Source organism: Aquimarina brevivitae, assembly GCF_004216895.1.
Taxonomy (GTDB): Bacteria; Bacteroidota; Bacteroidia; order Flavobacteriales; family Flavobacteriaceae; genus Aquimarina; species Aquimarina brevivitae.
This window is the reverse complement of sequence record NZ_SGXE01000001.1, coordinates 1,432,150-1,457,273: the sequence shown is the minus strand read 5'-3', so window position 1 is coordinate 1,457,273 and position 25,124 is coordinate 1,432,150. Positions and strand designations below refer to the sequence as shown.

25 protein-coding genes and 1 tRNA gene are annotated in these 25,124 nt (G+C 36.4%); 14 read left to right on the top strand and 12 right to left on the bottom strand.

Going from position 1 to position 25,124, the window contains the following annotated elements; all coding sequences use genetic code 11:
- Positions 1-3 precede the first annotated feature (3 nt).
- On the bottom strand, positions 4-1,479 hold the full coding sequence (locus tag EV197_RS06350; RefSeq protein WP_130285883.1) for a T9SS type B sorting domain-containing protein: 1,476 nt from the start codon (positions 1,477-1,479) through the stop codon (positions 4-6).
- Between the two features lie 235 nt (positions 1,480-1,714).
- Between EV197_RS06350 and folE the strand changes: the two genes are divergently transcribed.
- From folE to lgt, 4 genes are all read left to right on the top strand, one after another.
- On the top strand, positions 1,715-2,392 hold the full coding sequence (folE, locus tag EV197_RS06345; RefSeq protein WP_130285882.1) for a GTP cyclohydrolase I FolE: 678 nt from the start codon (positions 1,715-1,717) through the stop codon (positions 2,390-2,392).
- A gap of 23 nt (positions 2,393-2,415) precedes the next feature.
- On the top strand, positions 2,416-3,912 hold the full coding sequence (gene cysS, locus EV197_RS06340) for a cysteine--tRNA ligase (RefSeq protein WP_130285881.1): 1,497 nt from the start codon (positions 2,416-2,418) through the stop codon (positions 3,910-3,912).
- A 22-nt stretch (positions 3,913-3,934) separates the two neighbouring features.
- Positions 3,935-4,174: a membrane protein insertion efficiency factor YidD gene (yidD, locus tag EV197_RS06335; RefSeq protein WP_130286200.1), complete on the top strand. Its 240-nt coding sequence runs from the start codon at positions 3,935-3,937 to the stop codon at positions 4,172-4,174.
- 64 nt (positions 4,175-4,238) lie between these two features.
- Positions 4,239-5,171 (top strand): prolipoprotein diacylglyceryl transferase, encoded by a 933-nt coding sequence (gene lgt, locus EV197_RS06330; RefSeq protein ID WP_130285880.1) that lies wholly within the window; start codon positions 4,239-4,241, stop codon positions 5,169-5,171.
- Positions 5,172-5,252: 81 nt separating this feature from the next.
- Here the strand turns inward: lgt and prfA are convergent, their stop codons facing one another.
- From prfA to EV197_RS06285, 9 genes are all read right to left on the bottom strand, one after another.
- Positions 5,253-6,329 (bottom strand): peptide chain release factor 1, encoded by a 1,077-nt coding sequence (gene prfA, locus EV197_RS06325; protein WP_130285879.1) that lies wholly within the window; start codon positions 6,327-6,329, stop codon positions 5,253-5,255.
- A 125-nt stretch (positions 6,330-6,454) separates the two neighbouring features.
- A complete protein-coding gene (locus EV197_RS06320) occupies positions 6,455-7,636 on the bottom strand; it encodes an AIR synthase related protein (RefSeq protein ID WP_130285878.1) in 1,182 nt (393 codons plus the stop codon).
- A 117-nt stretch (positions 7,637-7,753) separates the two neighbouring features.
- Positions 7,754-9,247, bottom strand: coding sequence for a carboxypeptidase regulatory-like domain-containing protein (locus tag EV197_RS06315; RefSeq protein ID WP_130285877.1), 1,494 nt, complete (start codon positions 9,245-9,247; stop codon positions 7,754-7,756).
- A gap of 18 nt (positions 9,248-9,265) precedes the next feature.
- Complete coding sequence (locus EV197_RS06310; protein WP_130285876.1) at positions 9,266-10,744, bottom strand: CsgG/HfaB family protein; 1,479 nt, start codon at positions 10,742-10,744, stop codon at positions 9,266-9,268.
- A gap of 7 nt (positions 10,745-10,751) precedes the next feature.
- Positions 10,752-11,156, bottom strand: a complete 405-nt coding sequence (locus EV197_RS06305; RefSeq protein WP_130285875.1) for a curli production assembly/transport component CsgF — start codon at positions 11,154-11,156, stop codon at positions 10,752-10,754.
- Between the two features lie 10 nt (positions 11,157-11,166).
- Entirely contained in the window at positions 11,167-11,883 is a 717-nt protein-coding gene (locus EV197_RS06300) for a CsgE family curli-type amyloid fiber assembly protein (RefSeq protein ID WP_130285874.1), read from the bottom strand.
- Between the two features lie 3 nt (positions 11,884-11,886).
- Positions 11,887-12,378, bottom strand: coding sequence for a hypothetical protein (locus EV197_RS06295; RefSeq protein WP_130285873.1), 492 nt, complete (start codon positions 12,376-12,378; stop codon positions 11,887-11,889).
- A 106-nt stretch (positions 12,379-12,484) separates the two neighbouring features.
- Positions 12,485-14,002 carry a hypothetical protein gene (locus EV197_RS06290; RefSeq protein ID WP_130285872.1) on the bottom strand — a complete coding sequence of 506 codons (1,518 nt, stop codon included), beginning with the start codon at positions 14,000-14,002 and terminating at the stop codon, positions 12,485-12,487.
- Positions 14,003-14,342: 340 nt separating this feature from the next.
- Positions 14,343-16,529: a glutamine synthetase III family protein gene (locus EV197_RS06285; protein ID WP_130285871.1), complete on the bottom strand. Its 2,187-nt coding sequence runs from the start codon at positions 16,527-16,529 to the stop codon at positions 14,343-14,345.
- A gap of 222 nt (positions 16,530-16,751) precedes the next feature.
- On the opposite strand from EV197_RS06285, the gene EV197_RS06280 reads away from it, so the two are divergent.
- Entirely contained in the window at positions 16,752-17,774 is a 1,023-nt protein-coding gene (locus tag EV197_RS06280) for a glutamine synthetase beta-grasp domain-containing protein (RefSeq protein ID WP_130285870.1), read from the top strand.
- Positions 17,775-17,869: 95 nt separating this feature from the next.
- On the opposite strand, the gene EV197_RS06275 is transcribed toward EV197_RS06280, so the two are convergent.
- Positions 17,870-18,814, bottom strand: a complete 945-nt coding sequence (locus tag EV197_RS06275; RefSeq protein WP_130286199.1) for a calcium/sodium antiporter — start codon at positions 18,812-18,814, stop codon at positions 17,870-17,872.
- Between the two features lie 369 nt (positions 18,815-19,183).
- Here EV197_RS06275 and EV197_RS06265 point away from each other — a divergent pair, with 369 nt between their 5' ends.
- A complete protein-coding gene (locus EV197_RS06265) occupies positions 19,184-19,999 on the top strand; it encodes a hypothetical protein (protein ID WP_130285868.1) in 816 nt (271 codons plus the stop codon).
- 71 nt (positions 20,000-20,070) lie between these two features.
- Here EV197_RS06265 and EV197_RS06260 read toward each other — a convergent pair whose 3' ends face one another.
- Complete coding sequence (locus tag EV197_RS06260; RefSeq protein WP_130286198.1) at positions 20,071-20,583, bottom strand: adenine phosphoribosyltransferase; 513 nt, start codon at positions 20,581-20,583, stop codon at positions 20,071-20,073.
- Positions 20,584-20,719: 136 nt separating this feature from the next.
- Here EV197_RS06260 and EV197_RS06255 point away from each other — a divergent pair.
- From EV197_RS06255 to EV197_RS06225, 8 genes are all read left to right on the top strand, one after another.
- Positions 20,720-20,793: transfer RNA gene (locus EV197_RS06255), tRNA-Arg, on the top strand.
- A 331-nt stretch (positions 20,794-21,124) separates the two neighbouring features.
- On the top strand, positions 21,125-21,496 hold the full coding sequence (locus tag EV197_RS06250) for a hypothetical protein (RefSeq protein ID WP_130285867.1): 372 nt from the start codon (positions 21,125-21,127) through the stop codon (positions 21,494-21,496).
- Positions 21,497-21,519: 23 nt separating this feature from the next.
- Positions 21,520-21,681, top strand: coding sequence for a hypothetical protein (locus tag EV197_RS17020; protein WP_165389009.1), 162 nt, complete (start codon positions 21,520-21,522; stop codon positions 21,679-21,681).
- A 225-nt stretch (positions 21,682-21,906) separates the two neighbouring features.
- Entirely contained in the window at positions 21,907-22,335 is a 429-nt protein-coding gene (locus EV197_RS06245; protein ID WP_165389008.1) for a hypothetical protein, read from the top strand.
- A 40-nt stretch (positions 22,336-22,375) separates the two neighbouring features.
- On the top strand, positions 22,376-22,936 hold the full coding sequence (locus tag EV197_RS06240) for a helix-turn-helix domain-containing protein (protein ID WP_130285865.1): 561 nt from the start codon (positions 22,376-22,378) through the stop codon (positions 22,934-22,936).
- 100 nt (positions 22,937-23,036) lie between these two features.
- Positions 23,037-23,261: a hypothetical protein gene (locus EV197_RS06235; protein ID WP_130285864.1), complete on the top strand. Its 225-nt coding sequence runs from the start codon at positions 23,037-23,039 to the stop codon at positions 23,259-23,261.
- A 96-nt stretch (positions 23,262-23,357) separates the two neighbouring features.
- The gene (locus tag EV197_RS06230; RefSeq protein ID WP_130285863.1) at positions 23,358-24,251 is read left to right on the top strand and encodes an SPFH domain-containing protein; all 894 of its coding nucleotides are present in this window, start codon (positions 23,358-23,360) and stop codon (positions 24,249-24,251) included.
- Positions 24,252-24,485: 234 nt separating this feature from the next.
- A complete protein-coding gene (locus EV197_RS06225; RefSeq protein ID WP_130285862.1) occupies positions 24,486-24,995 on the top strand; it encodes a hypothetical protein in 510 nt (169 codons plus the stop codon).
- The last annotated feature ends 129 nt before the right edge of the window (positions 24,996-25,124 follow it).

The window sequence follows — 25,124 nt, the reverse complement described above, 5'->3', positions numbered from 1 at the left end:
AGATTATCGGATAAGAGAAAAACTACCTGCAAAAACTCTTCTTCGCATATTAGGGTCAGTTGGCTCATTAAACTCTACCCGAAACCAATATTCGCTAGACGGCATAAGTTTACCATTAAAAGTTCCATCCCAACCTGGTCCACCAGGGATTAATTGCTTTAGTAGCTTTCCACTTCGATCAAAAATAAATATCAATGCCGAGGGTTGGTCTTCAATATTTATTAAAGTCCACGTATCGTGAATACTATCTCCATTTGGCGTAAAATACTTAGGATACCCTAAAATTACTAAAATATCAGATTCGACTTCACTCGCCGGACAATTAGCATACCTAGCAATTACCCGATAATCTCCAGGAGGAACATTTTCAAAGACTGGTGATTCCTGAAAAGGTCTATACTCATTAAACCCAGCTCCTATATCACGATATAAACTGTATTCAAAATCTGTAAAATCCCCTGCTTCTACTTCAGGTATCAAAGTAAGCTCTGTCGTTATGGTATAGCTGCCCGAAAATGATTCTTCCATAACCGTAGGCAAAACTACAGTTATTGCCGAAGAAACATCCTGTACAATAAGATCATCTCTACCTAATTCATTGGTTCTACCTGCATCAGAATATCCTCGCAATTGGTAAATCCCGTTTTGATTTACTTCCAAAAAAGGCTCGGTTGCTCCGGTAATTATTACAAAGTTACCACTTCCATCATCCCGGTACCATTGATATGCAATTGCCCCTGAAAATCGACCTTGTATAAATACAGGAAAGTTACCACAAGTTGCCACATCTGGCCCCACACCATCCTCAAGCACGCTACAATCCGTAGTACCTGCGCCCTCCTCTCCAAGATTCGTTTGTTGTAATTGAATAACACCAGCCTCATCAGCAAAATTGGTAATCAAAATAATGTAATATTCACCTGTTTGTGCATTAGGTATCGTAAAGGTTTCTGTGAAAATATTCTCTTCAGGGGTCCGTGCATAACTGCAGTCCGTGATATTTTCGGTATCCAGGTCTTGTATATAAAATTCTGGATCATCAACATTATTGACACATTCTGCCGGCCTTATATTTTCGTCATCCCCATTGAGATCACAACCTCGGGCTAATACATCACAATCAACAAAAGAGGTTTGAAAAGGACCCCAGGCTATAAAATCAACATCTAGTTGCCTTTCATTGCGGTCTAATCGATTATTGGTATTGGCATCCACCCATTGTTGAATATCAAACACTAATTCACCCGGTTCATCAATCCTTAAGAAATACCAAGAGGGATTAGGTGTAGTATTCAAACACCCTATTTCACCGAGACCGTCGAGGTCTCCAGTTGTATTCGCAAAGGTTAATTCTTGGGCTGCATCAGAGCAAAAGGGTTGAGATGCTCTACACTCTTGATCAATCTGAGCTACACCAGTAAATTGGATAGCAAACAGAAAGTAAAATAAAATATTGATTTGAGGTACTGATTTATTCATGCTTCAGATAACGTAAGATTATATAGATTTCTTGTGTACGTAGGCAATAAAATCTTTGATAAAGATAAACATCTTGATCAGAAAGTCATAGATCTGCAAAACAAATTATAAATGTTCCCAGTGTATTGTATTTGTCAAACTACAAAATCGTATCTTTGCCAACTATTAATTGTACGTAACAAAGAATTATTACGACAAATAGATATAAAGTAACGTCTAAAGTAAATAATTGAAAGTGAAGGTAGACAAAGCGGTAGATGATTTTGATGCATTAGGAGATAGCCATATTTCAACTAATGCTACTACGCCATTAAGAAAAGATGCTTTTAAGCTAAGTGATAAAGAAAAAATAGAATTAATAAAAAGTGATGTAAAACACATAATGGAGACCTTAGGTTTGGATCTAGAAGACGACAGCCTTAAAGGAACTCCACAACGTGTTGCCAAAATGTTTGTCAACGAAATATTTTCAGGGCTTCACCCAGAAAGAAAGCCAGATGCTTCCACATTTCAAAACCATTATAAGTATGGTGAAATGTTGGTCGAAAAAAATATTACGGTATATTCAACCTGCGAGCATCATTTACTTCCAATAGTAGGACGAGCACATGTTGCCTATATTTCTAATGGTACCGTGGTCGGACTTTCCAAAATGAATCGTATCGTAGATTATTATGCCAAAAGACCACAGGTACAAGAACGTATGACCATGCAAATTGTAGAACACTTACAAATTGTACTGAATACAAAAGACGTTGCTTGTGTCATTGATGCCAAGCACTTATGTGTAAATAGCAGAGGCATTAGAGATATCGAAAGTAGTACCGTAACAGCCGAGTTTGGCGGACGTTTTAAAGAAGAATCGGTACGAAGAGAATTTTTAGATTATATTAAATTAGACACCAATTTTTAATTCAATAAACAGCACACTCATCAATGGCTTCAATTCCAATGTACAACACACAGGAATTAAAAATTTATAATTCCATTTCTGGTCAAAAAGAAATCTTTAACCCTATAACCGAAGGCAACGTAGGAATGTACGTTTGCGGACCTACCGTTTATAGCAATGTACATTTAGGGAATTGTCGAACCTTTATCTCCTTTGATCTGGTTTTTAGATATTTAAAACACTTGGGGTATAAAGTACGGTATGTAAGAAATATTACAGACGCCGGCCATTTAGAGAATGATGCAGATGAAGGTGAAGATAAGGTTGCCAAAAAAGCTCGGGTAGAACAGCTCGAACCTATGGAGATTGTACAACGATATACACTAGATTTCCATAATATTTTAGCGAAATTCAATAATATCCCACCAAGTATAGAACCAACGGCTACCGGTCATATTGTAGAACAGATAGAGATCATTAAAACTATCATCGACAATGGTTTTGCCTACGAAGCTAATGGTTCCGTTTATTTTGATGTCAAAAAATTTAATGAAACGAATCATTACGGAAAACTCAGCGGTAGAAATATAGAGGATTTAATTGCTAATACGAGAGAGCTTACCGCACAGAGTGATAAAAAAAATCCACAAGATTTTGCGTTGTGGAAAAAAGCAGAGCCTCAACATATAATGCGATGGCCTTCTCCCTGGAGTGACGGTTTTCCCGGATGGCATTTAGAGTGTACTGTAATGAGCACCAAATATCTAGGAGAGCAATTTGATATCCACGGAGGTGGAATGGATCTTAAATTTCCACATCACGAGTGTGAGATAGCACAAGGCGAGGCTGCATGTGGCCAAACACCTGTAAACTACTGGATGCACGCCAATATGCTTACCCTTAATGGCAAAAAAATGTCCAAGTCCACAGGGAATATTATTTCACCTAGTGAGATTTTTAGTGGAGACAATACTATTTTAAGTAAGGCATTTGCGCCCACTGTGGTTCGCTTTTTTATGCTTCAAGCTCATTATCGCAGTGTTCTTGATTTCTCTAGTGATGCTTTAGAAGCTTCAGAGAAAGGGTTTCTACGATTGATGGAAGCGATAGATACTTTACCAAAAATTACAGCTGCTCAACACACCAAAGGATTTGATGTTGCACAATGGGAGAACGATTGCTATGATGCTATGAACGATGATTTTAATAGTCCTATACTTATTGCTAATTTGTTTGAAGCTGTAAAATTCATCAATACCCTCAAAGATGAAAAAGCTACTATTAGTCAACAGGATTTAGACACTTTAACCAATAGCATTAACGCCTTTGTTTACGATGTATTAGGGTTGATAAACATCAATGCTAGTTCCTCTGATACCTCAGACAAACTAGCCGGAACGGTTGAACTATTAATACAATTGCGTGCCGAAGCAAGAGCGAATAAAGATTTTGCAACAAGTGATAAAATTAGGGACCAATTACTAGAACTTGGCATTCAACTTAAGGACGGAAGAGAAGGAACCACATTTACCGTGAATTGATAATTTGGCAACTTCCATATCCATAAAGCAAATTTTAATAGCACCCTTTGTATTTTTAATACGGGTTTATCAAAAATTTATATCCCCGTTAACGCCTGCTACATGTAGGTATGAGCCGACTTGCTCGCATTACACCCTAGAATCTCTAAAAACACACGGATTGCTAAAAGGAGGTTGGTTAGCTATTAAACGTATAATCAGTTGCAATCCCTGGGGAGGAAGTGGATACGATCCTGTACCTAAAAAAAACCAAAACACTTAATAGTTCTAACATAAACGTTCACTTTTAAAATACCTATATTTACCTTTTTTAAAACAAAAACTAAATGGTATTACCACTTAAAATAATTTGGAATCCTGCCGAGGGTATTGACCTGGGCTTTTTCTTAATTCGCTTTTATAGTTTAATGTTTGTTGTTGCTTTCTTACTTGGATGGTATTTGATGAAAAAAATATACATCCGAGAAAACATTGCTATGGAGAAATTAGACTCTGTATTTATGTATGCTGTGATTGCAACACTATTAGGAGCGCGACTAGGTCACGTATTTTTTTATGACTGGGCCTATTACAAAAACCATTTATTAGAAATTTTATTACCCGTACGATTCAGTCCTGAATTTGAATTTATCGGATTTCAAGGCCTTGCAAGTCATGGAGCAGCTATCGCTTTTATTATTGCCATGTATATGTACGCCAAAAAGGTGTTAAACAAGCCACCTCTTTGGATATTAGACCGAGTTACTATCCCAGCGGCCTTTGGAGGAATATTTGTTCGACTTGGTAACTTTTTTAATTCTGAAATAATTGGCGAGCCGACGAGCTCATATTTTGGAGTAAAGTTTGTGAAAAATTATTATAGTAAAGCGGAAGCAATTCAAAAAACAGGGATTAAAAATGCTAGTGAAGCCTATGATGCCATTGTAGAAAATCCAAAATTTGTGAATTTGCTTGAAGCTATCCCCTATTGTCATCCAGCACAATTATATGAAGCCTTTGGTTATATATTCGTATCCGCAATACTGTGGTTAATTTATTGGAAAACCGATAGACGAAAGAACTCCGGATTTATGTTTGGTATGTATATGATGCTGATATTCGTCGTTCGTTTTATTGTAGAAAATGTAAAGAAAAGTCAGGGAGGTTTTGAAGATCAATTCAATAGTGTTTTATCCACAGGACAATTATTAAGTATTCCTTTTATCCTGGTAGGTGCTTATTTCGTTATCTCCTCTTTTAAAAGGCGTCAAGAAGGCTAATAATACAGCACTATATTTTGTGTAAAAATAAAAACGCTTGAGTATTAGCTCAGGCGTTTTCTTTATATCCTATTGACTATGCTAAAAAACCTCGTTAGATTCTTTTAGCTTTTCGGTATTTTCTACGAGTTGTAATTCATCAATGATTTTTTGTATATCGCCATCAATAATATTACCTAAATCATATAAGGTAAGGTTTATTCGATGATCCGTAACTCTTCCTTGTGGATAGTTATAGGTTCGGATTTTTGCGGATCGATCTCCGGTAGACACCATACTTTTTCGTTTTTCAGAATCTGCTGCTTGTTTCTTAGCCAACTCTAGCTCATACAATCGAGATCTAAGTACTTTAAGCGCCTTTTCTAAGTTCTTATGCGATGACTTTTGATCCTGGCAGCTTACAATCATACCTGTAGGTTCGTGGTGTAGTTTAATGGCAGAATAGGTAGTGTTTACTGACTGTCCTCCTGGACCGGTAGAGGTGGTTCTTTCGATTCTAACCTCAGCCATATCCAATTCCAAATCAAACTCCTCCGCTTCAGGTAGTACTATAACAGTAGCTGCACTGGTATGCACCCTTCCTTGTGTTTCCGTTTGGGGTACTCGTTGTACACGGTGTACACCGGCTTCAAATTTTAAGGTACCGTAAGCATCTTCCCCATTAACTTCAAATATAATTTCTTTATATCCACCGCTTGTTCCTTCATTAAGATCTACTACACTTACACTCCAGCCTTTTCCTTCGCAATACTTGGTATACATTCGGTATAAATCTCCAGCAAATATACTGGCCTCGTCTCCTCCGGTACCTGCTCTGATCTCCATAACGCAATTTTTCGCATCTTCAGGATCCTTAGGAACCATCATATAGCGTATTTTTTCTTCGAGATCTGGCAGCTGTTCTTTAGCTTCTTCTAACTGCATTTTAGCCATCTCTACCATTTCCTCATCACTTCCATCCGCAATGATCTCTTCTGCCTCCTTTATATTATCGGTAAGCTCGATATAAACATCGCGCTCATCCATCATAGCTCTGAGATCTTTATACTCCTTATTGAGCTTAATATATCGCTTTTGATCAGCAATGATATCAGGCTGAATGATCAAATCACTAACCTCATCAAATCGTTGCTTAAAAATATTTAATTTATCAATCATAGTTCCGTTCCTATTATTGGAATATACAAAAATAAGCTTTTTACGTAAATTGCAATACAGCACTACTAACTTTGTAACTCCAAAATTGAGTTATTAACTTACAAAATTAGAAGTGATTTTTTTGCTTATTCGTAGGTAAAAGTGCCTAATTCACTTTTGATGGTAAGTCTTTTGCTTTCTGATTTTTCGACACGCCCAACAATTTTAGCATCTACTTTGAACTGCTCTGCTATTGAAATAAGATCTTGAGCCACATCTTCTGTAACATACAATTCCATTCGATGCCCCATATTAAACACCTGGTACATCTCCTTCCAATCTGTACCCGAATTTTCCTGAATTAATTTAAATAAAGGGGGCACCTCAAACATATTATCTTTAACAATGTGCAAATCTTCAACAAAATGTAAAATCTTGGTCTGTGCACCTCCACTGCAATGAATCATACCATGAATGTCATCACTGGTATATTTAGATAGTATTTTTTTGATTATGGGAGCGTAGGTTCTTGTGGGAGACAGCACTAATTTCCCAGCATCTATTGGCGATCCCTCCACCTCTTCTATTAAGCCCATGGCTCCACTATATACCAAATCTGAAGGCACAGAAGGATCAAAACTCTCTGGATATTTTATAGCCAATTCTTTGCCAAACACGTCGTGTCTAGCAGAAGTAAGCCCATTACTACCCATGCCTCCGTTATATTCCTTTTCGTAGGTTGCTTGACCGTAAGATGCTAAACCAACGATAACATCTCCTGCTTTTATATTAGCATTGTCAATAATTGCATTTCTTTTAACTCTTGCAGTAACGGTTGAGTCTACAATGATCGTACGGACCAAGTCTCCAACATCAGCAGTTTCACCGCCGGTTGAATATATTTTAACTCCAAATTCATCAAGTTCTTTAATAAGCTCTTCGGTGCCATTGATAATGGCCGAAATAACTTCTCCAGGAATTAGATTTTTATTTCTCCCTATCGTTGAAGAAAGCATGATGTTATCTGTAGCACCCACGCACAATAAATCATCTATATTCATAATTAGCGCGTCTTGTGCAATACCTTTCCAAACAGATAAATCTCCTGTTTCTTTCCAATACATATAAGCCAGGGAAGATTTTGTTCCTGCACCATCTGCATGCATTACGATACAGTAATCATCATCACCTGTTAAATAATCTGGAACTATTTTGCAAAATGCTTTTGGAAACAACCCTTTATCTACATTTTTAATGGCTTTATGAACATCTTCTTTAGCTGCAGAAACTCCTCTTTGTGCATAACGTTTACTGACCTCTTGACCCATGATACTATTGAATTAAAGGACAAAGATAATTCAAATAAGAACAAAGCCTAACCATTCCAAAAAAAATCCCAACTTCGATAATCGAAAATTGGGATCCTGGTTTTGGGCATCTAAATTTTACTCCCAATCTGGCATGGCCCCATTAGACAGTAGGGTGTTTCTTGCAACAAGGTCGTTTATTGGTAGTATTTGAATATTTTGTTGTGATACTCCATCATTAGAAGTATTTACATAGATCACTGATGCCTCATTCGGAGAAAACCTTGGATCGAGATCATTAGTACCTGATGGTTTATCGGTTGATAGATCTGTAGCAGTATTTGTAGTCAGATCATAGATAAATAAGCGCGTGTCTAACCTACGATAATTTACATTTTCAAAACCTGAAACATCGTAAGCGTACAGTACTTTAGTATTATCTATAGATATATCAATGCCACCGGCAGCACCTTGAACACCTTCCAGAATAATGTTTACCACAGCTCCAGTAGTATCAATTGTAAAAATACGAACACTATAGCCATCAAGGTTATTCGTTTTGACCACGGTTATATTTGATCCTGGATTTTTAGCTATTTCTGTGATTAGGCTACCGTCTGGTGTTTGATACACTAATTCCAATCCGCTACCATCATTATTGATTCGATATAATTTATCTTGATTAGGAAAGAGCAATTGTGCTCCATTAGCATCCCAGGTAAAATCAACAGCTTCGAGATTAAATCCATTAACCCCTACTTGTCCTGTAATTTGTTGTTGATTGGTACCATCTTCATCCATAGTGAATAAATGTGTCTGCGAACCTATCGATCTTAAAAATGCAATCTTCGAGGTGTTTGGATTACGTCGAGGTCTAAAACTGTTCCTTCCGGATGAGGTGAGTTGAAGTACTGTTTCTCCTTGTTCGTCTGCTGAAAATATTACACTATTACCTTCTATCAATCGGGTAAATACAATTCTGTTATTGGGTGGGTTTTGTGTAGTAAATGAAGCTACAGTACTATTGACCGGATCATTGATTCCATCACTAGTGGTTACCTGCCAAAAGTATTTAACCCCAAACATTAAATTAGCAACAGTAAGGGTTGTATCGTTTATATTCTCAAACTCTAAGATTTCTGAATTGAAATCATTCTGAATCCTAACTGAATAGGTAAGGTTATCATCCGTATCAGGATCACTTCCGCTCCACACTAATTCCACAGTTGTTGGTGTTTCCTGTGCATTATCTTCAGGCGAAATCAAGATAGCTGCATTTGGCGGGCGATTCGAAGCGGTTTCCAATTCCAGTTCAAAAACAACTTCTATTGAAGTATCCGCTATAACCGAAATAGCCTCAAACTCTGCCAATAGGCCATCTTTTTGTGCAGAAAGCGAATACTCCCCAGCGGGAATGTTGACTATACTGTAAAATCCATCCTGATCCGTAAAAACGGTACTTGATGCTGGATTGGTAGCTATTTTTACATTTTCCAATGGCTCGTTAGTTCCACTTTGAACCACACGGCCTTCAACAACACCTAATCCTTGGAGATCTATAGTATCTTCGCCACAAGACATCATTACCATTACAGTAACTACTATCAAGGCTATATATTTAATAAACTGCATCTGACTTTATTATCTTTTTTATCGTTTGTTTTCCGTAACCTTCTCGTTTCTACTTTTTCTGTTCCTTTTTCTCAGTTTACTCAATGCTTTTTGCTCGCTTCGCTCTTGTTTTCGCAATTTTTTATCCATTGGTAGGGGTTTTTTAAAATAATACGTAAGACCAAAACCAATCGTAAAATACTGATCATCTTGCTTACCTTGGACTACCTCATCCACACTATCACTAAATACTAAATTATGAGTCAACTGTGTTGATATCCCCCACTGCTCTGCTACTAAATATTCGACACCTAACCCATACTGTGCTTGCACATAGGATTTACTAAAATCATCCGTGTTAATGATGCCGATGCCACCAATAGCAAAGGGTGAAATTTTTTCAAAAGGCAAAAGATAGAGTTCTGTGTTCAACTGCAAAGCATTAAAACCTTGCGAAAATACCTGCCCATTACTCAATTGAAATTTATTGACTCCTATACCAACATTTAGATAGGGATTAAAAAAATGTTTAGCTCCAACACCAATGGCATAATCAGCATCCTTTTCATTATAATCCCCATTGATTAAGGCTGCTCCCCCTTGTAGCGTTAAACCAAATTCCCCCCGTCTTTCCTTGAAGAAACGCTGGTATAACCCTGTGTTTTCGGATTCAGACTTTTCTGTTTTATACGCTGTAAGGAGCTGCTCCACCTCCTCTTTAGACGCTTTAGCCGTCCACAAGTCGTCCTCAACACCTTCTAGAATTAGTGCTTCTACTGCCTTTTCAATAGCTTCAGAAACTGCTAATTGTCCTGGTTCATTTTTTGTAAAACCAGTTTCTGCCTCTAGCAATCTTCTAAATTTTACATACCTAAAGAAATTAGCATCTAATGCTTGAGATAGTATCGTTTTGGAAACATAAACTGTTTTTAAAATTTTACCACTAGAGGTAGATACTGCTCTTAGATAAACCGTAATACGATCCTGTCTATATTGTGTCGAAGCACCCACACCAAAATATCTTGCTCCTAAACCACCAGTAATAATATTGGTATCATAAGATACAATACCCCCTTCAAGAATAATACCCGCATATAACAATGGGGGTAATTGGGGTTCGTTGCCATTTTGATTTTTATTGTATTCTTTTCTGGTAGAACGAATGATGTTTCTTTCATTCAATAAGTTGCTAAGGTTTTCGCGTTCTATGGGCACAAACCAATTAGAGTCCTCTAATGCTTTTATCAAAATAGTCGTTGCCCCCTGAGTAACTGCAGTACTGAATGTACTCCCTCCTTCAGTTGGTTTATACTGACCGGTTTGATCCCTAAATTTATAAACACCGACAACTACAGGTTCTACGGGTTGAGGTAAGTTTTTAATGCTTTTGGTTGCTGGACTGTTTTCGCCTAGTCTAGCATTTTCGATCTCTATAGGTTGATTAAAGTAGGTTCCACAGGACGCAATCACCATTATTAAGCCCAAAAGGAAAAATACCTTATAATATTTCGCTGACATTATTAAATTAATTAGGTATTATAACTTGAGACTGATCTCCTGTTGAAGTATCCAAAATGTTAATAATCAAACCTTCTGAAGACGGAAAGATTTCGATAAAAAGCGTACCAAAACTAAAGGTTCCCTCAGTCAATCCTTCTTCTCCAAATTGTTCATTAAATAAAGATCTCGAAATTTGATTTAACAATTGATTATTTAAACCATCGCTAAATCGGTCTAAATCTGATCTACCATTGTTGGAATCTTCTTGATCTGTAAATTCATTTTGAGACTCGGCCGAACTCAACAACCATTGGTAATTGAAAGTATCCCCCCCGAACGCTGGGTTTTTTGGCTGGTATACTAATTCTTGAGCCTTTATGGAATTAAATGTAAGTGTTGTAATTAGTATAAGACTGATTCTTATTATCATAGTTGTAAATTCAATATTGAATTATATCGTTTTTTTGGTTTTTAAAATCTTTAAAATACTTGTATACTTTTCTGATTGCAATTTTGGACATTTGTTCTAAATATTCAATGTCTGGTTTGGCTAAAAATTCCTGAATTACTTGATCATCGATTTTAACCTGAATGATTGTACTTCTTCCAAAGCTTAATTGTTCATATATCCCTACTACTTTTGAGCCATTTATTTGATGTTGATTATAAGCGGTATAAAAAAACTCATAAAAATCCTTACCGGGTTTTGTTTTAGTTTCTTCTACCACAATACCCTTAATTTCTATGCCATCATCATCTGGCTGGTAGATGATTTTTTTCTTTTTCTTCTCATTAAGACCAATTCGGTCTTTTGCGATAATTTGATCTTCATCATAAATGAGCAACAATACAATTAATTTATCCTTGATGTCTTTATGGATCGCAAAATTTGATAGCTCTCTTTTTTCATTTGCCGCTATGGTAAAGCGCTCATCTTGATTGTTTTTTATTAATTCCCCGTTTTTATTTGTTCTAAATGCAGAAAACACAAAACGAAGACTTTTGTATACTTCACTGGCATTGGTTGCGGTTGCCCTAAAAATGATCAACTCATCAATTACTGAAGTTTCCAGTTTAGCAATTATATCCGCATTCGTTGACGTTTGTGCCTGCAATTGCATTACTGCGTAAAAAATGAAAATTAATTTCAGATTCATTTTTTAGAAGCTTCGAATAATAATATTTCTAGCTGTACCTGTCATCTTAATCTTAAGGCTATTAGATAACTCATTGCTACCAAATTGCTCAAAATAAAGATGATCTCCATCTTGAATTAATTGAAGGTTAGTTGCAGCTTTTGGATCTATAGAAAATTCTTGAACAGTATTATAATCGCCACGCTGCACTACTAGCTTTTGAATCTCTGTCGCGGCACTCTCCATACTTATGCTATTATTATTTCCCTTTTGCAATACAGTTATAGCTGATTCTTGAGCTCGTACAGCTGTAGTTACATCATTCCGTTCTCCAATCTGTTGAATAAAAACAGAATTAGATAATTCATTTGCAGCTCGGATTTGATCTGTACGTTCTACACTATTGACCTGGGATAGAATAACGATTTCGTTTTCTACAGGTAGGTTATAATTTTCTTGAGCAAAAGAAAAGAAAACCCAAAATAATAATACACCCTGAATACTTAATCTTATCATATTTACCTCATTTATCTTTTTCTCAAAAAGAGTTAAAGAAGAGTAATGCCAAGGATTGACATTACTCTTCTTATCTATTTATTGGTTGGTTGTATGTAATTGGATTTTATAGTCCGCCTGTCTGTGTTACTGTAGCAGCGTTAGCTGTTCCGGTTTGAAGAATAATACTACTATTCATATTACCTGTTTGAGTAACAAATGTAAAGTTATCTGCACCTACTTGAGTATCTTGAGCAAGGTTCATATCACCAGACTGTAAAATATCGCTTATATTACCAGACCCGCTTTGCGCTGTTAATGCAAAGTTTTCGTTTCCTATCTGGATATGGCTTGTAATATTCGACTCACCTAATAATCCAGCTCCACCTTCTTGAGAAACTTCAGATAAGTTACCTTCTCCAAGTTGATATTGCTGCGTATAGTTTTCTCCTCCGAAGGTTAGAATGTTTTGCGTTACAGATGCGCTATTTGAGTTTCCGTCTTGGATTTGAAGCACCTGGTTATTATCCTCTTCGTGTCTTGCAAATGCCACGTTACCTTCACCAGTTTGTGATTGGTCTATTGAACCCCCTCTAGAAGTAAAGAAGAAGCCTCCTTGTACAGCCTCTGCGCTATTACTATTTCCAACTTGAGTTTGAGTTGCTGTATTATCTGTCCCTGATTGTGTTACCAAACCTAAGTTTTCGTCACCCGTTTGATCCTGATCAGAAAAATTATTACTCCCATTTTGTGAAGCATCAACAACATTTCCGTTTCCTCTTTGAATTTGTAGGATGAAGTTATCACCTCCAAAAGATCCCAGGTTTTGATCAGCGGTAGCGCTATTACCCTCGCCAACTTGTCCCTGTCCGATATAGTTATCGTCCTCTTCGTGGTTAGCAAAAGCCGTATTTTCGTTACCGATTTGAATTTGCTGTACAGTTCCTCCTCTTGAATCAAAAGAGCTGCTACCTTGTAATGAAGTAGCGTTGTTGCCACCACCTTCTTGATCCTGTAAAAGCACATTATCAGAACCCCATTGCTCACCTGTAGCAACATTGGCGTCGCCAAGCTGATATTGCTCAGAATCGTTAGTAGTACCTACCTGAGCAATTGAAGCCGCGTTTAAATTTCCTTGTTGAAGACTTCCACTAAAATTTGAAGAACCTTGCTGTGAAGAACTCGCTGAGTTAGCATCTCCAAATTGCAATTGAATTGCAACATTTTCGGTGCCTTCTTGGGTAGTAACTGCACTATTCTCGTTTCCTTCCTGGTACTGATCAGACACGTTATCGCCACCAAAAAACAAAAGATTTTGTGACGCGCTTGCTGAGTTTCCATCTCCGATTTGTTCTTGATACACCTGGTTTCTATCCTCTTCGTGTTGTGCGAATGCCGAATTTTTCTCTCCGATTTGGGTTTGTTCTACTACACCATTTCGAGATGCAAATAGATCACTCCCTTGAATAGCTTCAGCGGAATTAGACACACCCTCTTGAGAAGTGATTGATGAATTTTGTAAGCCGATTTGAGTAATGTCAGCCTGGTTACTTTCTCCTGTTTGAGTAACATTGCTGGAATTTGACTGGGCAACCATCGCGGTTGCGCTTAGCATAGCTGCTAAGGTAAAAACTACTTTTTTCATACGTAATATATATAATTAAAATGGTTAATGAGCACTACTTAATTATCACGCATAAGTTTAATCCATAGAATATCATAACTTCATCAGTCAAACAGGTGCAATTCTACGTTATTCAAAAGATTTATAGGGGGTAGCTTTAAAGTATCCTAATCCTCGCAAGCATTGTAAATTTATAAATTTTTTAACAGTATCGCTCCGTAAAAACTAACATTTCGACGAAATACCATAAAAAAACTCACAGCTTTATGTAAACCTGTGAGTTTGTTTGAGTTAAACAACTGTTATAGAATGTATAAAAAACAGTTTTGGCTGAAACCAGTAGGTGGTTTCTTACCATTAGCTATCGTGTAAATAAAAGTTCTCTATACTTAGTTAAAGGCCAAAGCTCATCATCTACCAATAATTCTAATTTATCACAACTATATCGAATGTCATCAAACATTGGTTTTACTTTAAAGCAATAGTCTTCAGCTCTTTTTACGATATCCTCTATAGCATTGGCTTTTTTACGAGCTTCTGTCATTTCATTTACTTTGGCGTTTATTTTGCCAATATGGTTTGAAATTTCTTCAATAATTTCCATCTGCTCAGCAGCATATTTCTTGAAATCACTACCATACAACTCCTTTAATCCAGATACATTATTAATTAATGTATTTTGATACTTGATAGCGGTAGGTATGACGTGATTTCTTGCAATATCCCCAAGCACTCGACCTTCAATCTGGATATGCATCACGTATTCTTCAATTTCGATCTCATACCTAGCTTCAGCTTCTATCTTATTCATCACACCCATCTCTTCAAAAAGTCGTAGGTTTTTATCTGACACCTTAACCTTTAAAGCTTCAGGAGTAGTTTTATTATTGCTTAAACCTCTTTTCTTCGCTTCTTTTTCCCATTCTTCACCATAACCGTTACCTTCAAAAAGAATATTCTTAGATTGCTTGATATATTCTCTCAACACATTAAAGATCGCTTCATCTTTTTTAAGATCTTTTTTCTTAATTAATTTATCAACTTCTTGTTTAAAATCAACTAACTGTTTCGCTACGATGGTATTTAAGATTGTCATCGGATTAGCACAATTCGCTTTAGAACCCACAGCTCTAAACTCAAATTTGTTACCCGTAAAAGCAAAAGGTGATGTTCTATTTCTATCGGTGTTATCCAATAAGATTTCAGGTATTTTACCTACCACATTCAACTTAAGATCAGTTTTTTCTTTAGGCGAAAGTTTTCCATCTGTCACCCCTTCTAATTCTTTAAGTACAGCTGTCAGTTGCTCTCCAATGAACACAGACATAATTGCTGGCGGAGCTTCATTAGCTCCCAATCTATGATCATTACTTGCTGAAGCTATACCAGCTCGCATTAATTCTTCATTATCATTGATGGCCTTGATAGTATTGATAAAAAAGGTTAAAAACTGAAGATTACTCATCGGAGTTTTACCAGGCCCAAGAAGGTTTATCCCTGTATCTGTACCCAAAGACCAGTTATTATGCTTACCCGATCCATTAACTCCGGCAAATGGTTTTTCGTGCAACAGCACCTTTAGATTATGTCTTGAGGCTATTTTACCCATCACATCCATTAATAAGGAATTATGGTCTACAGCAAGGTTTGTTTCTTCATATATAGGCGCTAACTCAAATTGATTTGGTGCCACCTCATTATGTCTTGTTTTAACCGGTATACCGAGTTTCATACACTCCACCTCCAGGTCCATCATAAAGTTTAGGGCTCTGGTAGGGATACTTCCAAAATAATGATCATCCAACTGCTGTCCTTTGGCAGGCGAATGCCCCAATAATGTTCTACCAGTCATTACAATATCCGGTCTACTATTGGCAAGTCCATTATCAATCAAAAAGTACTCTTGTTCCCAGCCTAGAGAAGCGTTTACTTTTTTTACATTTTTGTCAAAATATTTGGCTACTGCAGTTGCTGCGCTATCCACGGCTTGTAAAGCTCGCAATAAAGGTGTTTTATAATCTAAAGCTTCACCTGTATAGGCAACAAAAACTGTTGGTATACACAAGGTGGTTCCGTAAATAAAAGCAGGAGAAGTAGGGTCCCAGGCTGTATATCCCCTAGCCTCAAAAGTATTTCGTATTCCACCATTAGGAAAAGATGAAGCATCAGGCTCTTGCTGTACCAGTTGTCCGCCACCAAATTTTTCAATCGCCTGCCCGTTACCAATCGTTTCAAAGAAAGCATCGTGTTTTTCGGCTGTTGCTCCGGTTAAGGGTTGAAACCAATGCGTATAGTGGGTCACTCCTTTGGCAAGCGCCCATTCTTTCATAGCCGAAGCTATTTGGTCCGCAATAGCTCGATTTATTTTTGAACCACTTTCAATTGCAGCCATTACGCTTTTGTATGCATCCTTAGTTAAGGATTGCATCATTGTCGTTTGATTGAAAACGTTTTCTCCAAAAATCGCTGATCTGCGATCCGTCTCTGTAATTATTACAGCATTTCGGTTAATAGCCTCTTTTAGAGCTTCAAATCTTAATGTTGACATAATGAATATTGTTTTTTACAAATATAAAATAAGTTTCTATTGTAGAATCGAAAATTTAAACTTCTAATTTTTAAATAAAAATCATTACACCCCCTTTAAAAATAGGGTTATTACAAATCCAACTTCAAAATCAAGCTTTAAACCCCTATTTTTTTTATCATGTGAAAAGAAAATTTATCTTTGTACACCAAGAAAGCGTTCAACTTATTTAATCAAAAAATTATGAGTAAAGCCAAATTAGAGTACATCTGGTTAGATGGATACAAACCGACAGCAAACCTTAGAAGTAAAACTAAGATTGAAGAAAATTTTAGCGGAAAATTAGAGGACTGCCCAATGTGGTCTTTTGACGGAAGCTCAACTCGACAAGCAGAAGGTAACTCTTCAGACTGCTTATTAAAGCCTGTAGCCATTTTTCCGGATCCGGATCGAAGAAATGGATACTTGGTAATGACTGAAGTATTAAATGCAGATGGTACGCCTCATGAGACCAATGGACGTGCTATGATCGACGATGACGATAACGATTTTTGGTTTGGCTTTGAACAAGAATATTTCTTATGGGATCCAGAAACCAATTTACCATTAGGGTTTCCAAGGGATCAAACACCTCAAGGACAGTTTTACTGTTCAGTGGGTGCCAAAAATGCATTTGGAAGAGAAATCGTTGAAGAGCATTTGGATCAGTGTCTAGACGCAGGAATTAATGTAGAAGGAATCAATGGTGAGGTTGCTGCAGGACAGTGGGAATTTCAGGTTTTTGCAAAAGGAGCAAAAGCTGCTGGAGATCAAATTTGGATTGCACGTTATATTTTAGAAAGAATTGGAGAAAAATATGGTTTAGCGATTAACTGGCATCCAAAACCACTTGGTGATACAGACTGGAATGGATCAGGTATGCACGCTAACTTCTCTAATGAAGTCTTAAGAACTTGTGGTTCTAAAGAAGTATACGAAACTATTTGTGAAGCTTTTAGACCATTAGTTAAGGAGCATATTGACGTATATGGAGCAGATAATGACAAACGCTTAACTGGTAAGCACGAAACGCAATCAATAACCGAATTCTCCTATGGAGTATCTGACAGAGGTGCTTCTATTAGAATTCCAATTATGACCGTAGAGCGAGGATGGAAAGGTTGGTTAGAAGACAGACGTCCTTCATCTAACGGTGATCCTTATAAAATTGCAGGTAGAATCATTAAAACGGTTAAAACAGCAAACGTAGAAGCTGTTATGGCATAAAACACTAACCACGGTTAAACGCAAACGCCTTTAAGATTTTTTCTTAAAGGCGTTTTTTTAATATTGAAATACTTATAAATGTATCCAAGAGGCTTTTATAAAAATACCAGAGACACAAAAATCACATAGGCTCCAAATATGACAATTCCTTTGACACGACCGATCACTAAAAACTTTGGTATAAATGCAATAGGAATCAAAATAAACGCAAAACCAAGCATCCAAAATATATTGACACCCATCAGTGCCTGATCTTTTATCGCTATAGGTTGTATTAACGAGGTTAACCCCAACACCGATGCTATGTTAAAGATATTGGAACCTATTAAATTACCTAAGGAGATCGCCTTTTCTTGTTTTAAAGCTGCAATTACAGAAGCCGCTAGTTCTGGCACACTAGTACCTACTGCGATCAACGTTACTGCAATCACGCCTTCACTGACACCCATACTGGTTGCAATTGTTTCGGCGCCTTTTACTAATAATTCTGATCCGAAATATAAAGCCGCTGCTCCAATCAATAACCAAATAACAATTTTAAATGCTGAAGTCTTCTGCAAGGCATCATCTACCTCTTCGACCGCAATAGCCGAGGCTCTTCTTGATCTCATAATCAACAGCACCATATATAAAATCAAAGCCACAAATAGAATCATACCCTCGATACGTGAAAGTACACCATCATTGATCAAAAACAGATATAATACAATGGACAATAGCATCATCACCGGCCAATTGAAGCGATAAAAGTCTTTATCTACTGTTAATGGACCAATTATTGCAGTAATTCCTAGAACCAATCCAATGTTAGCAATATTGGACCCTACGACATTACCCAAAGAAATGTCCGAAAGTCCGTTTAAGGCAGCTTGCAGACTCACTAATAACTCAGGGGCCGAAGTAGCAAAAGATACCACCGTAAGCCCTATGACCATCTTGGATAATTTCAATTTAAAAGACAGTGCCACAGAGGAGCGAACCAAATACTCCCCTCCTACTACTAGTAACACAAATCCAATTAATACGTATACAATACTCAGAAACATCGTTGTTATTTTTGATAGCGCAATATAAAACTTGTAGCCAGCAAAGCCTTACATTTTACTCAAATTTCATGAAGTATTTAAAATTGATTAATTTTGATCATATTAACCAACAAACCAACTCACCGTGAAAAAAAATGTATTCACTTGGCTCGCTAAAGTAAACAAAGCTATACTACCTAGTTTAACACAACAAGGCGTTGATCTAAGTAAAGCCTCAAAGCTGCAAATGCTGATCTTTGGATGGAAACTATACGTCACTAAAAGAGCGTTATAATTTTTTTTGCAACACTTTTAATTTTGAGTCGTATTTAAGGTATGTTTTTGATATACCAACTATTGGTAATTAAAAAATGTTACTTAGTTATGAAAAAATGGATTATGATAGGAGCAAGCGTACTAGGTATGCTTTCTCTAACTGCATTTACGACTATGCAGATTAGCCCTAATGTAACAGCGGTGCAGGAAGATGATGTAACCGCTATCATTAACAAAGATACCACTGAAAAGGAATTAGAGGACCTAACCGCTTTCTTTGCAGAAAATGGTATTGATTTAATTATTGAAAATGTTGCATATAATGATGCTGGTGAAATCACAAGCCTAAGCTTGATCTTGCAGCGCGGCAAAGCAAAAAGTCACTATTCTTCCTCATCTAATGTACCAATCTCCGAAGTAGAACTTGGGTATAAAAAAGGTAACCTCTTTATCACCAATACCGGAATGTTTGACATCTTGGCATGGAAGAATCAGGCAGGATTCTCCAAAGCTCCTATTGACATGGATAGCTTACTCAAAAAGCACAGCTTTGCTTTTGATTTTGACTTTGATAAAGACATAGATTCCATCTTTTTGGGCAATGGCGTGAATGTTCAACAGTTAAAAGATCAAATTATGAACTCCTTCAAATTTGAGCAAGATGAAAATGGAAACTTTGTCTTCAAAGGTCAAAATTTAGGAAATTCCTGGGGCCAAGGATCGAAAAAATATCAATTTGTTGATAATCCTGAAATTGATAAATTAATTATCATTGATGGTAAAGAGTCTGATTTTATAACACTGGACAAAATGGCTAAGGCAGAGAGATTAGATGTTGTAGATTTCTTAAACCCAGCAACTGCCATAAGTATTTATGGTGATAAAGCTAAGGATGGCGCAATAATAGCCACCACCAAACAGTAAGTTATTCCTTATTATATATTATTTGAGTTATGGAGAGCCCTTGGCAACAGTCTAAGGGCTTTCTTTTTTCATCAGTAGGTTATTAATGCTTTTAGCTCGGAAGGTAACTTTGCTCTTCCGTTTAAAAAACTCAATTCCATAATAAAATTACACCCTACAATAATACCCCCACAGGAGTTTACTAATTCACAAACTGCCTGTGCAGTACCTCCAGTTGCCAATACATCATCGTGGATCAATACACGATCGCCTTGTTGAATAGCATCAGTATGTATTTCTAATGTATCTTCTCCATACTCTAATTGATACGTCTTGGAGACTACTGTAAAAGGTAACTTCCCTTTTTTTCGCACAGGAATAAACCCTGCGTTTAGGCGCTCAGCAATCATAGGCCCCAGGATAAACCCTCTGGATTCAATACCAATTACCTTATCTATTTTTTGATCATCATCAATTGATTTTGCAAGGGTATCGGCAGCAAACGAAAGTGCTTTAGCATTCGCTAAAAGCGGAGTAATATCTTTAAATACGATGCCTGGTTTCGGGAAATCAGGGACATCTCTTATCAATTGCTCTAAATCCATAGTGTTTGTGTTTATCATCAAATATAAGTTTATAAAGTCAACTTTATTTTAGGACAAAACATAAAAATTAAATTATTAGGCTAAGCCTTTGGGTTTTTTATAAAAACACCTATATTTGCACCCGCATTAGTAAAACGGCCTCGTAGCATAACTGAATAGTGCACTTGATTACGGCTCAAGAGGTTGCAGGTTTGAATCCTGCCGAGGTCACTTAAGAACGAAAAGTCTGCAATATTGCAGACTTTTTTAGTTGAATGAGATTTGAACCTGTTCAAAGATCGAAATACAACTAAAAAGGTGCAAATCTATGATTTGTCACTTTTCGTTTAGACTACGGATCACAAAGGAACACCGAAGGTAATCCTGCCGAGGTCACGAATGAATCACAAAAAAGTGAATTACAAAGCGAGTTTCAAAAAAGAAGCTCGCTTTTTTTTTGAAAACGTTGAAGTGATTCTTTTATGATTCTCAAAGCGGAGCTTTGTCAGGAGGACACAGTCAATCCTAATCAACAATTTGAATAATTAAAATCAGGCTTAAAATGAAATTCTTCCTCGCGATACTGTTATGCATACTATTTATCAACTGTAAATCAAACCATAACAACAAATTATATGCATCCGAATTAAAACTAACTGAAAACCTAGCGGACTTCACTTCTAAAATGACTGAAAAGGATACCATTAAAATAGCAGTAAAATTGGATATGGAATGGTGGACACGCCGTGATGAAATACTGATTACTAAAAAGAGTAATGAAATTCAGTTGCAAACTACAATAAAAGAAGATACTAGTTTTACGATGAAAAATCACATCCGAACAACTAAATTAGCTGAAAAAACAATAGCTAATAGTGATTACTCATTTGAAAAACATTTTACTCAAAAAATAAACGAACAAAAGGGGATGTAGAACGACAATTTATTTATAAAATAATGGCTCCTAATGATACGCTAATCTTTTTTAATGATGGATTGGGAGACAAAGGAGGTGAAGTCAGAGCGTATTATAAATTCATGAATCAATACTACCCAAACCACAAGAAATTTCAATTTCCAGAAGTCGAAATTGAAGAGGTAGATGATATGACATTCTAATAAATTAATTCATATTTCTAAATATTGAAAAATCTTCTCTTACCCCCTTAAAACCTGAGTTGAACTACTTGATGATTTTAATCCCATCATCAACCACTGCAGACAACTTTAAAAACCTATAAAATGAATATACGCTTTAAACTAACCTTAATAATTTGCTGCTGCTTACTTTCCTGTAAAAGCTCTACTTGCAAGAAAGAAAATCATCAGGAACAAAGCTCCTTGTTGAAAGATCATAAAACAGTAGTTTTAGTTAACTCTCAGCACAACCACTGGCTACTTGAGCAGTATGGGTATCAAAAATGGGAACCTAGTGAACAAGAAATCACCATAGCTCAAGATATTTTGTCAACAGCTATCAAAGATGGCATATTTGACTTTTTAAAAAAACCGGTTAAAGAGAGCTTCCACGAGTATTACAAACAATATATTCCGTACCTTACTAAAGAGGGAGAAAACGTAATTGAAATAAATGCATTTTGTGAAATTTTAGAACTTCCCCCTGCACCAAGAAGCACTTCCACACAATGGACGACAATGGATTGGAAAAAAGAATATGTAATGGTAGATGATGGAGGGAATTGTTATTGGCAAATAACCGTTAGTATTACTAAAAAAACCTATAAAAATCTACAAGTCAATGGTGAGGGCTAATCGAAATTAAAAACTAGAAAAACTATCAATTTCCATAACAATGAAACTTTACGTAAAATACATGGTAAGTCACCGTTGTAAGATGATGGTAAAGGTGGAATTGAAAAAATTAGGCATTGAATATGTAGTTGTGGACTTAGGTGTTATTGAAATATTAGAAGACATTACCTCAACACAGTTTGAGCAACTCAAAGTCAATCTAAAAAAATCAGGTCTTGAACTCTTAGACGATAAGCAGAGCATATTGGTTGAAAGTATCAAGAACGTGATTATTGAGATGATACACTACAGCGATGAGCAGCCGAAAGTAAGCTATTCAGACTTTATCAGCCAAAAACTGGAATATGATTATACCTATCTGGCTAATGTATTTTCGGAAGTAAAAGGTATTACCATTCAGCAATTCATAATTCTGATTAAAATCGAAAAAGTGAAGGAACTTTTATTATATGATGAATTATCCTTAACGGAAATTGCATACAAACTGCATTACAGCAGCGTGGCTCATCTATCCAATCAGTTCAAAAAAATAACCGGACTTACACCTACTTTCTATAAAGGGATTGCCAATAAACGAAGGGGAAATCTTGAAGATGTGTGATACATGTAATTCTCTCCCTTATTTGTGTAATGAAAAAGGATCATAGTTACTCTATCTTTATATTGTTGTGAAAATTAATTCACGGTGTAAACTAAAAAAGATGGAAAATTCTCAAAAAAAGACCAATGAGGCATTCAAGATTACCGGTAACTGGGCAAACCAGTCGAAAGAATTAAAAAGTAAGTTTTCGCAACTTACAGATGAAGATTTGAAATTTGAAGCCGGAAAAGAAAACGAATTACTTAAAAGGGTCGAAAATCGATTGAAAAAAGGACGCGAAGAAGTGATTAATATCATTAAAAAGGGTCAACCAAAAGCCGTCTAACCAACGATTAAAGGTGAAACCTCCTTATGGATAAGGCCTAGTATGGTCTTGTCCTTTTTGTAAATAAGCATTTTATAACAGTTAATACAGACAACCATGGAACCAATTTATATCTATACCTTAATTCCTATTGTCATTATTTTGATAGTGGGTATACGGATCGTAAGACCAACACACAAGGGACTTATTGAACGACTCGGTAAATACAGAAAACTGGCGGAGCCTGGGTTCCATTGGATCATACCCCTGGTAGACCGACTTTACTTAGTGAACATCACTGAACAAATGGTGGATGCTGAGCCACAAGAAATCATCACCAATGATAACTTAAATGCCACCGTAGATGCTCAGGTTTACTTTAGAGTAAAGTCAGATGAGGAAAGTGTAAAGGGTTCTACTTATGATGTCAATAACTACCAATACCAAATCGTAAATTTAGCTCGGACCACATTGCGTAACATCATTGGTACCTTAACGCTAAAATCAGCAAATAGTGAAAGGGGTAAAATCAACTTGGAACTGCACGAAACCCTGCATAAGGAAACAAAAGATTGGGGTATCGAAATTATCCGAACCGAGTTGAAGCAAATTGACCCACCTTCGGACGTACAAGAAACAATGAATAAAGTGGTAAAAGCAGAAAATGAAAAAATTGCTGCAATAGACTCAGCAACCGCTGCAGAAACTGTTGCCGATGGTATTAAACGAGCCAAGATTAAAGAAGCAGAAGGTTACAAACGTGCCAAAATATTACACGCAGAGGGTGATGCAGAGGCCATAAAACTAGTAAACAATGCCGCAGACAAATATTTTGTCGGCAATGCACAAATGCTTCGAAAATTAGAAGCCATGGAGACCGCACTGCAATCCAATACCAAAATCGTGGTCCCCAATGGCGCTGATCTTGTTAATGTAATGGGCGAAATGGCTGGGGTTTTGCCTTTACATAAAAAGCCATTGAATGCTACCTTTGCAGCAAACCATGGATAAAAATTGCACAACGTTATTATCAACTAAATTTTAATGTTGAGGATACCAAAACCAATATGTTGATGTAGTTTTGTAGGCTTTCTTAATCAAGGAGGCCTATAGGGGGTTAAATACATCACTTGCTTGTTGTGTAATCTTGAATATATACCTAATTTACAATTCGATTTTAGATTTAAAAAGCGTATTTGAAATATTAGAAAATTAATATAACATCCCGTGCAAGCACAATAACCTATGAAAATCCCCACCGCTATCTTACTATTTCTTTTATTTTATCAATGTAGTATTGGACAACAGTTAGATTTTGACAAGATTCAATTTCGAGGGCTCCATTTTTTTTCTACCAAGTCACAAATTATAAAAACGCTAGGCAATCCAAATCAAGAATTTGAACCCCAGTATGATTGTGGCGGATTATCAGAGGCTTGGCAAGGCGCTAAGTATTATACACTTAAATATCAAAACGTAAAGTTTACTGGAAATAATAACGAAAAGTATCTAATTGAAGAAGTTGATTTTAAAAATGAAAGCTCAGTAGTGTTACTATACGAAGACCATATACTGAACCGTGAAACAACAGTGGAAGAACTTGTTGAACTTTTTGGTCGTCAAATAAAAGAGCAGATCAATCAAGGACAAGGCAATGGACAGTTTACTGTACTGCACGAAATTAGAGATGATGGCATCATACTAGAAACTAAAGACGGAAAATTAATACGATTTAGATATTGGACCGCTTGTTAATTCTTCTTTACTAAACAAGCTAACAAGTTCATAGTTTATTAATTACTAAAGTACTATTTTACTGTGGTTTCCTGCATTTAAAACAGTAAAGAATATCATTTACAATTGAGCTATCTATCCTATTCATCT

Coding starts and splice junctions, on each gene's coding strand:
- EV197_RS06350 (WP_130285883.1), bottom strand. CDS start 1,479: ATGAATAAATCAGTACCTCAAATCAATATTTTATTTTACTTTCTGTTT.
- cysS (WP_130285881.1), top strand. CDS start 2,416: ATGGCTTCAATTCCAATGTACAACACACAGGAATTAAAAATTTATAAT.
- lgt (WP_130285880.1), top strand. CDS start 4,239: ATGGTATTACCACTTAAAATAATTTGGAATCCTGCCGAGGGTATTGAC.
- prfA (WP_130285879.1), bottom strand. CDS start 6,329: ATGATTGATAAATTAAATATTTTTAAGCAACGATTTGATGAGGTTAGT.
- EV197_RS06320 (WP_130285878.1), bottom strand. CDS start 7,636: ATGGGTCAAGAGGTCAGTAAACGTTATGCACAAAGAGGAGTTTCTGCA.
- EV197_RS06315 (WP_130285877.1), bottom strand. CDS start 9,247: ATGCAGTTTATTAAATATATAGCCTTGATAGTAGTTACTGTAATGGTA.
- EV197_RS06310 (WP_130285876.1), bottom strand. CDS start 10,744: ATGTCAGCGAAATATTATAAGGTATTTTTCCTTTTGGGCTTAATAATG.
- EV197_RS06305 (WP_130285875.1), bottom strand. CDS start 11,156: ATGATAATAAGAATCAGTCTTATACTAATTACAACACTTACATTTAAT.
- EV197_RS06300 (WP_130285874.1), bottom strand. CDS start 11,883: ATGAATCTGAAATTAATTTTCATTTTTTACGCAGTAATGCAATTGCAG.
- EV197_RS06295 (WP_130285873.1), bottom strand. CDS start 12,378: ATGATAAGATTAAGTATTCAGGGTGTATTATTATTTTGGGTTTTCTTT.
- EV197_RS06290 (WP_130285872.1), bottom strand. CDS start 14,002: ATGAAAAAAGTAGTTTTTACCTTAGCAGCTATGCTAAGCGCAACCGCG.
- EV197_RS06285 (WP_130285871.1), bottom strand. CDS start 16,529: ATGTCAACATTAAGATTTGAAGCTCTAAAAGAGGCTATTAACCGAAAT.
- EV197_RS06280 (WP_130285870.1), top strand. CDS start 16,752: ATGAGTAAAGCCAAATTAGAGTACATCTGGTTAGATGGATACAAACCG.
- EV197_RS06265 (WP_130285868.1), top strand. CDS start 19,184: ATGAAAAAATGGATTATGATAGGAGCAAGCGTACTAGGTATGCTTTCT.
- EV197_RS06260 (WP_130286198.1), bottom strand. CDS start 20,583: ATGGATTTAGAGCAATTGATAAGAGATGTCCCTGATTTCCCGAAACCA.
- EV197_RS06250 (WP_130285867.1), top strand. CDS start 21,125: ATGAAATTCTTCCTCGCGATACTGTTATGCATACTATTTATCAACTGT.
- EV197_RS17020 (WP_165389009.1), top strand. CDS start 21,520: ATGGCTCCTAATGATACGCTAATCTTTTTTAATGATGGATTGGGAGAC.
- EV197_RS06240 (WP_130285865.1), top strand. CDS start 22,376: ATGAAACTTTACGTAAAATACATGGTAAGTCACCGTTGTAAGATGATG.
- EV197_RS06235 (WP_130285864.1), top strand. CDS start 23,037: ATGGAAAATTCTCAAAAAAAGACCAATGAGGCATTCAAGATTACCGGT.
- EV197_RS06230 (WP_130285863.1), top strand. CDS start 23,358: ATGGAACCAATTTATATCTATACCTTAATTCCTATTGTCATTATTTTG.
- EV197_RS06225 (WP_130285862.1), top strand. CDS start 24,486: ATGAAAATCCCCACCGCTATCTTACTATTTCTTTTATTTTATCAATGT.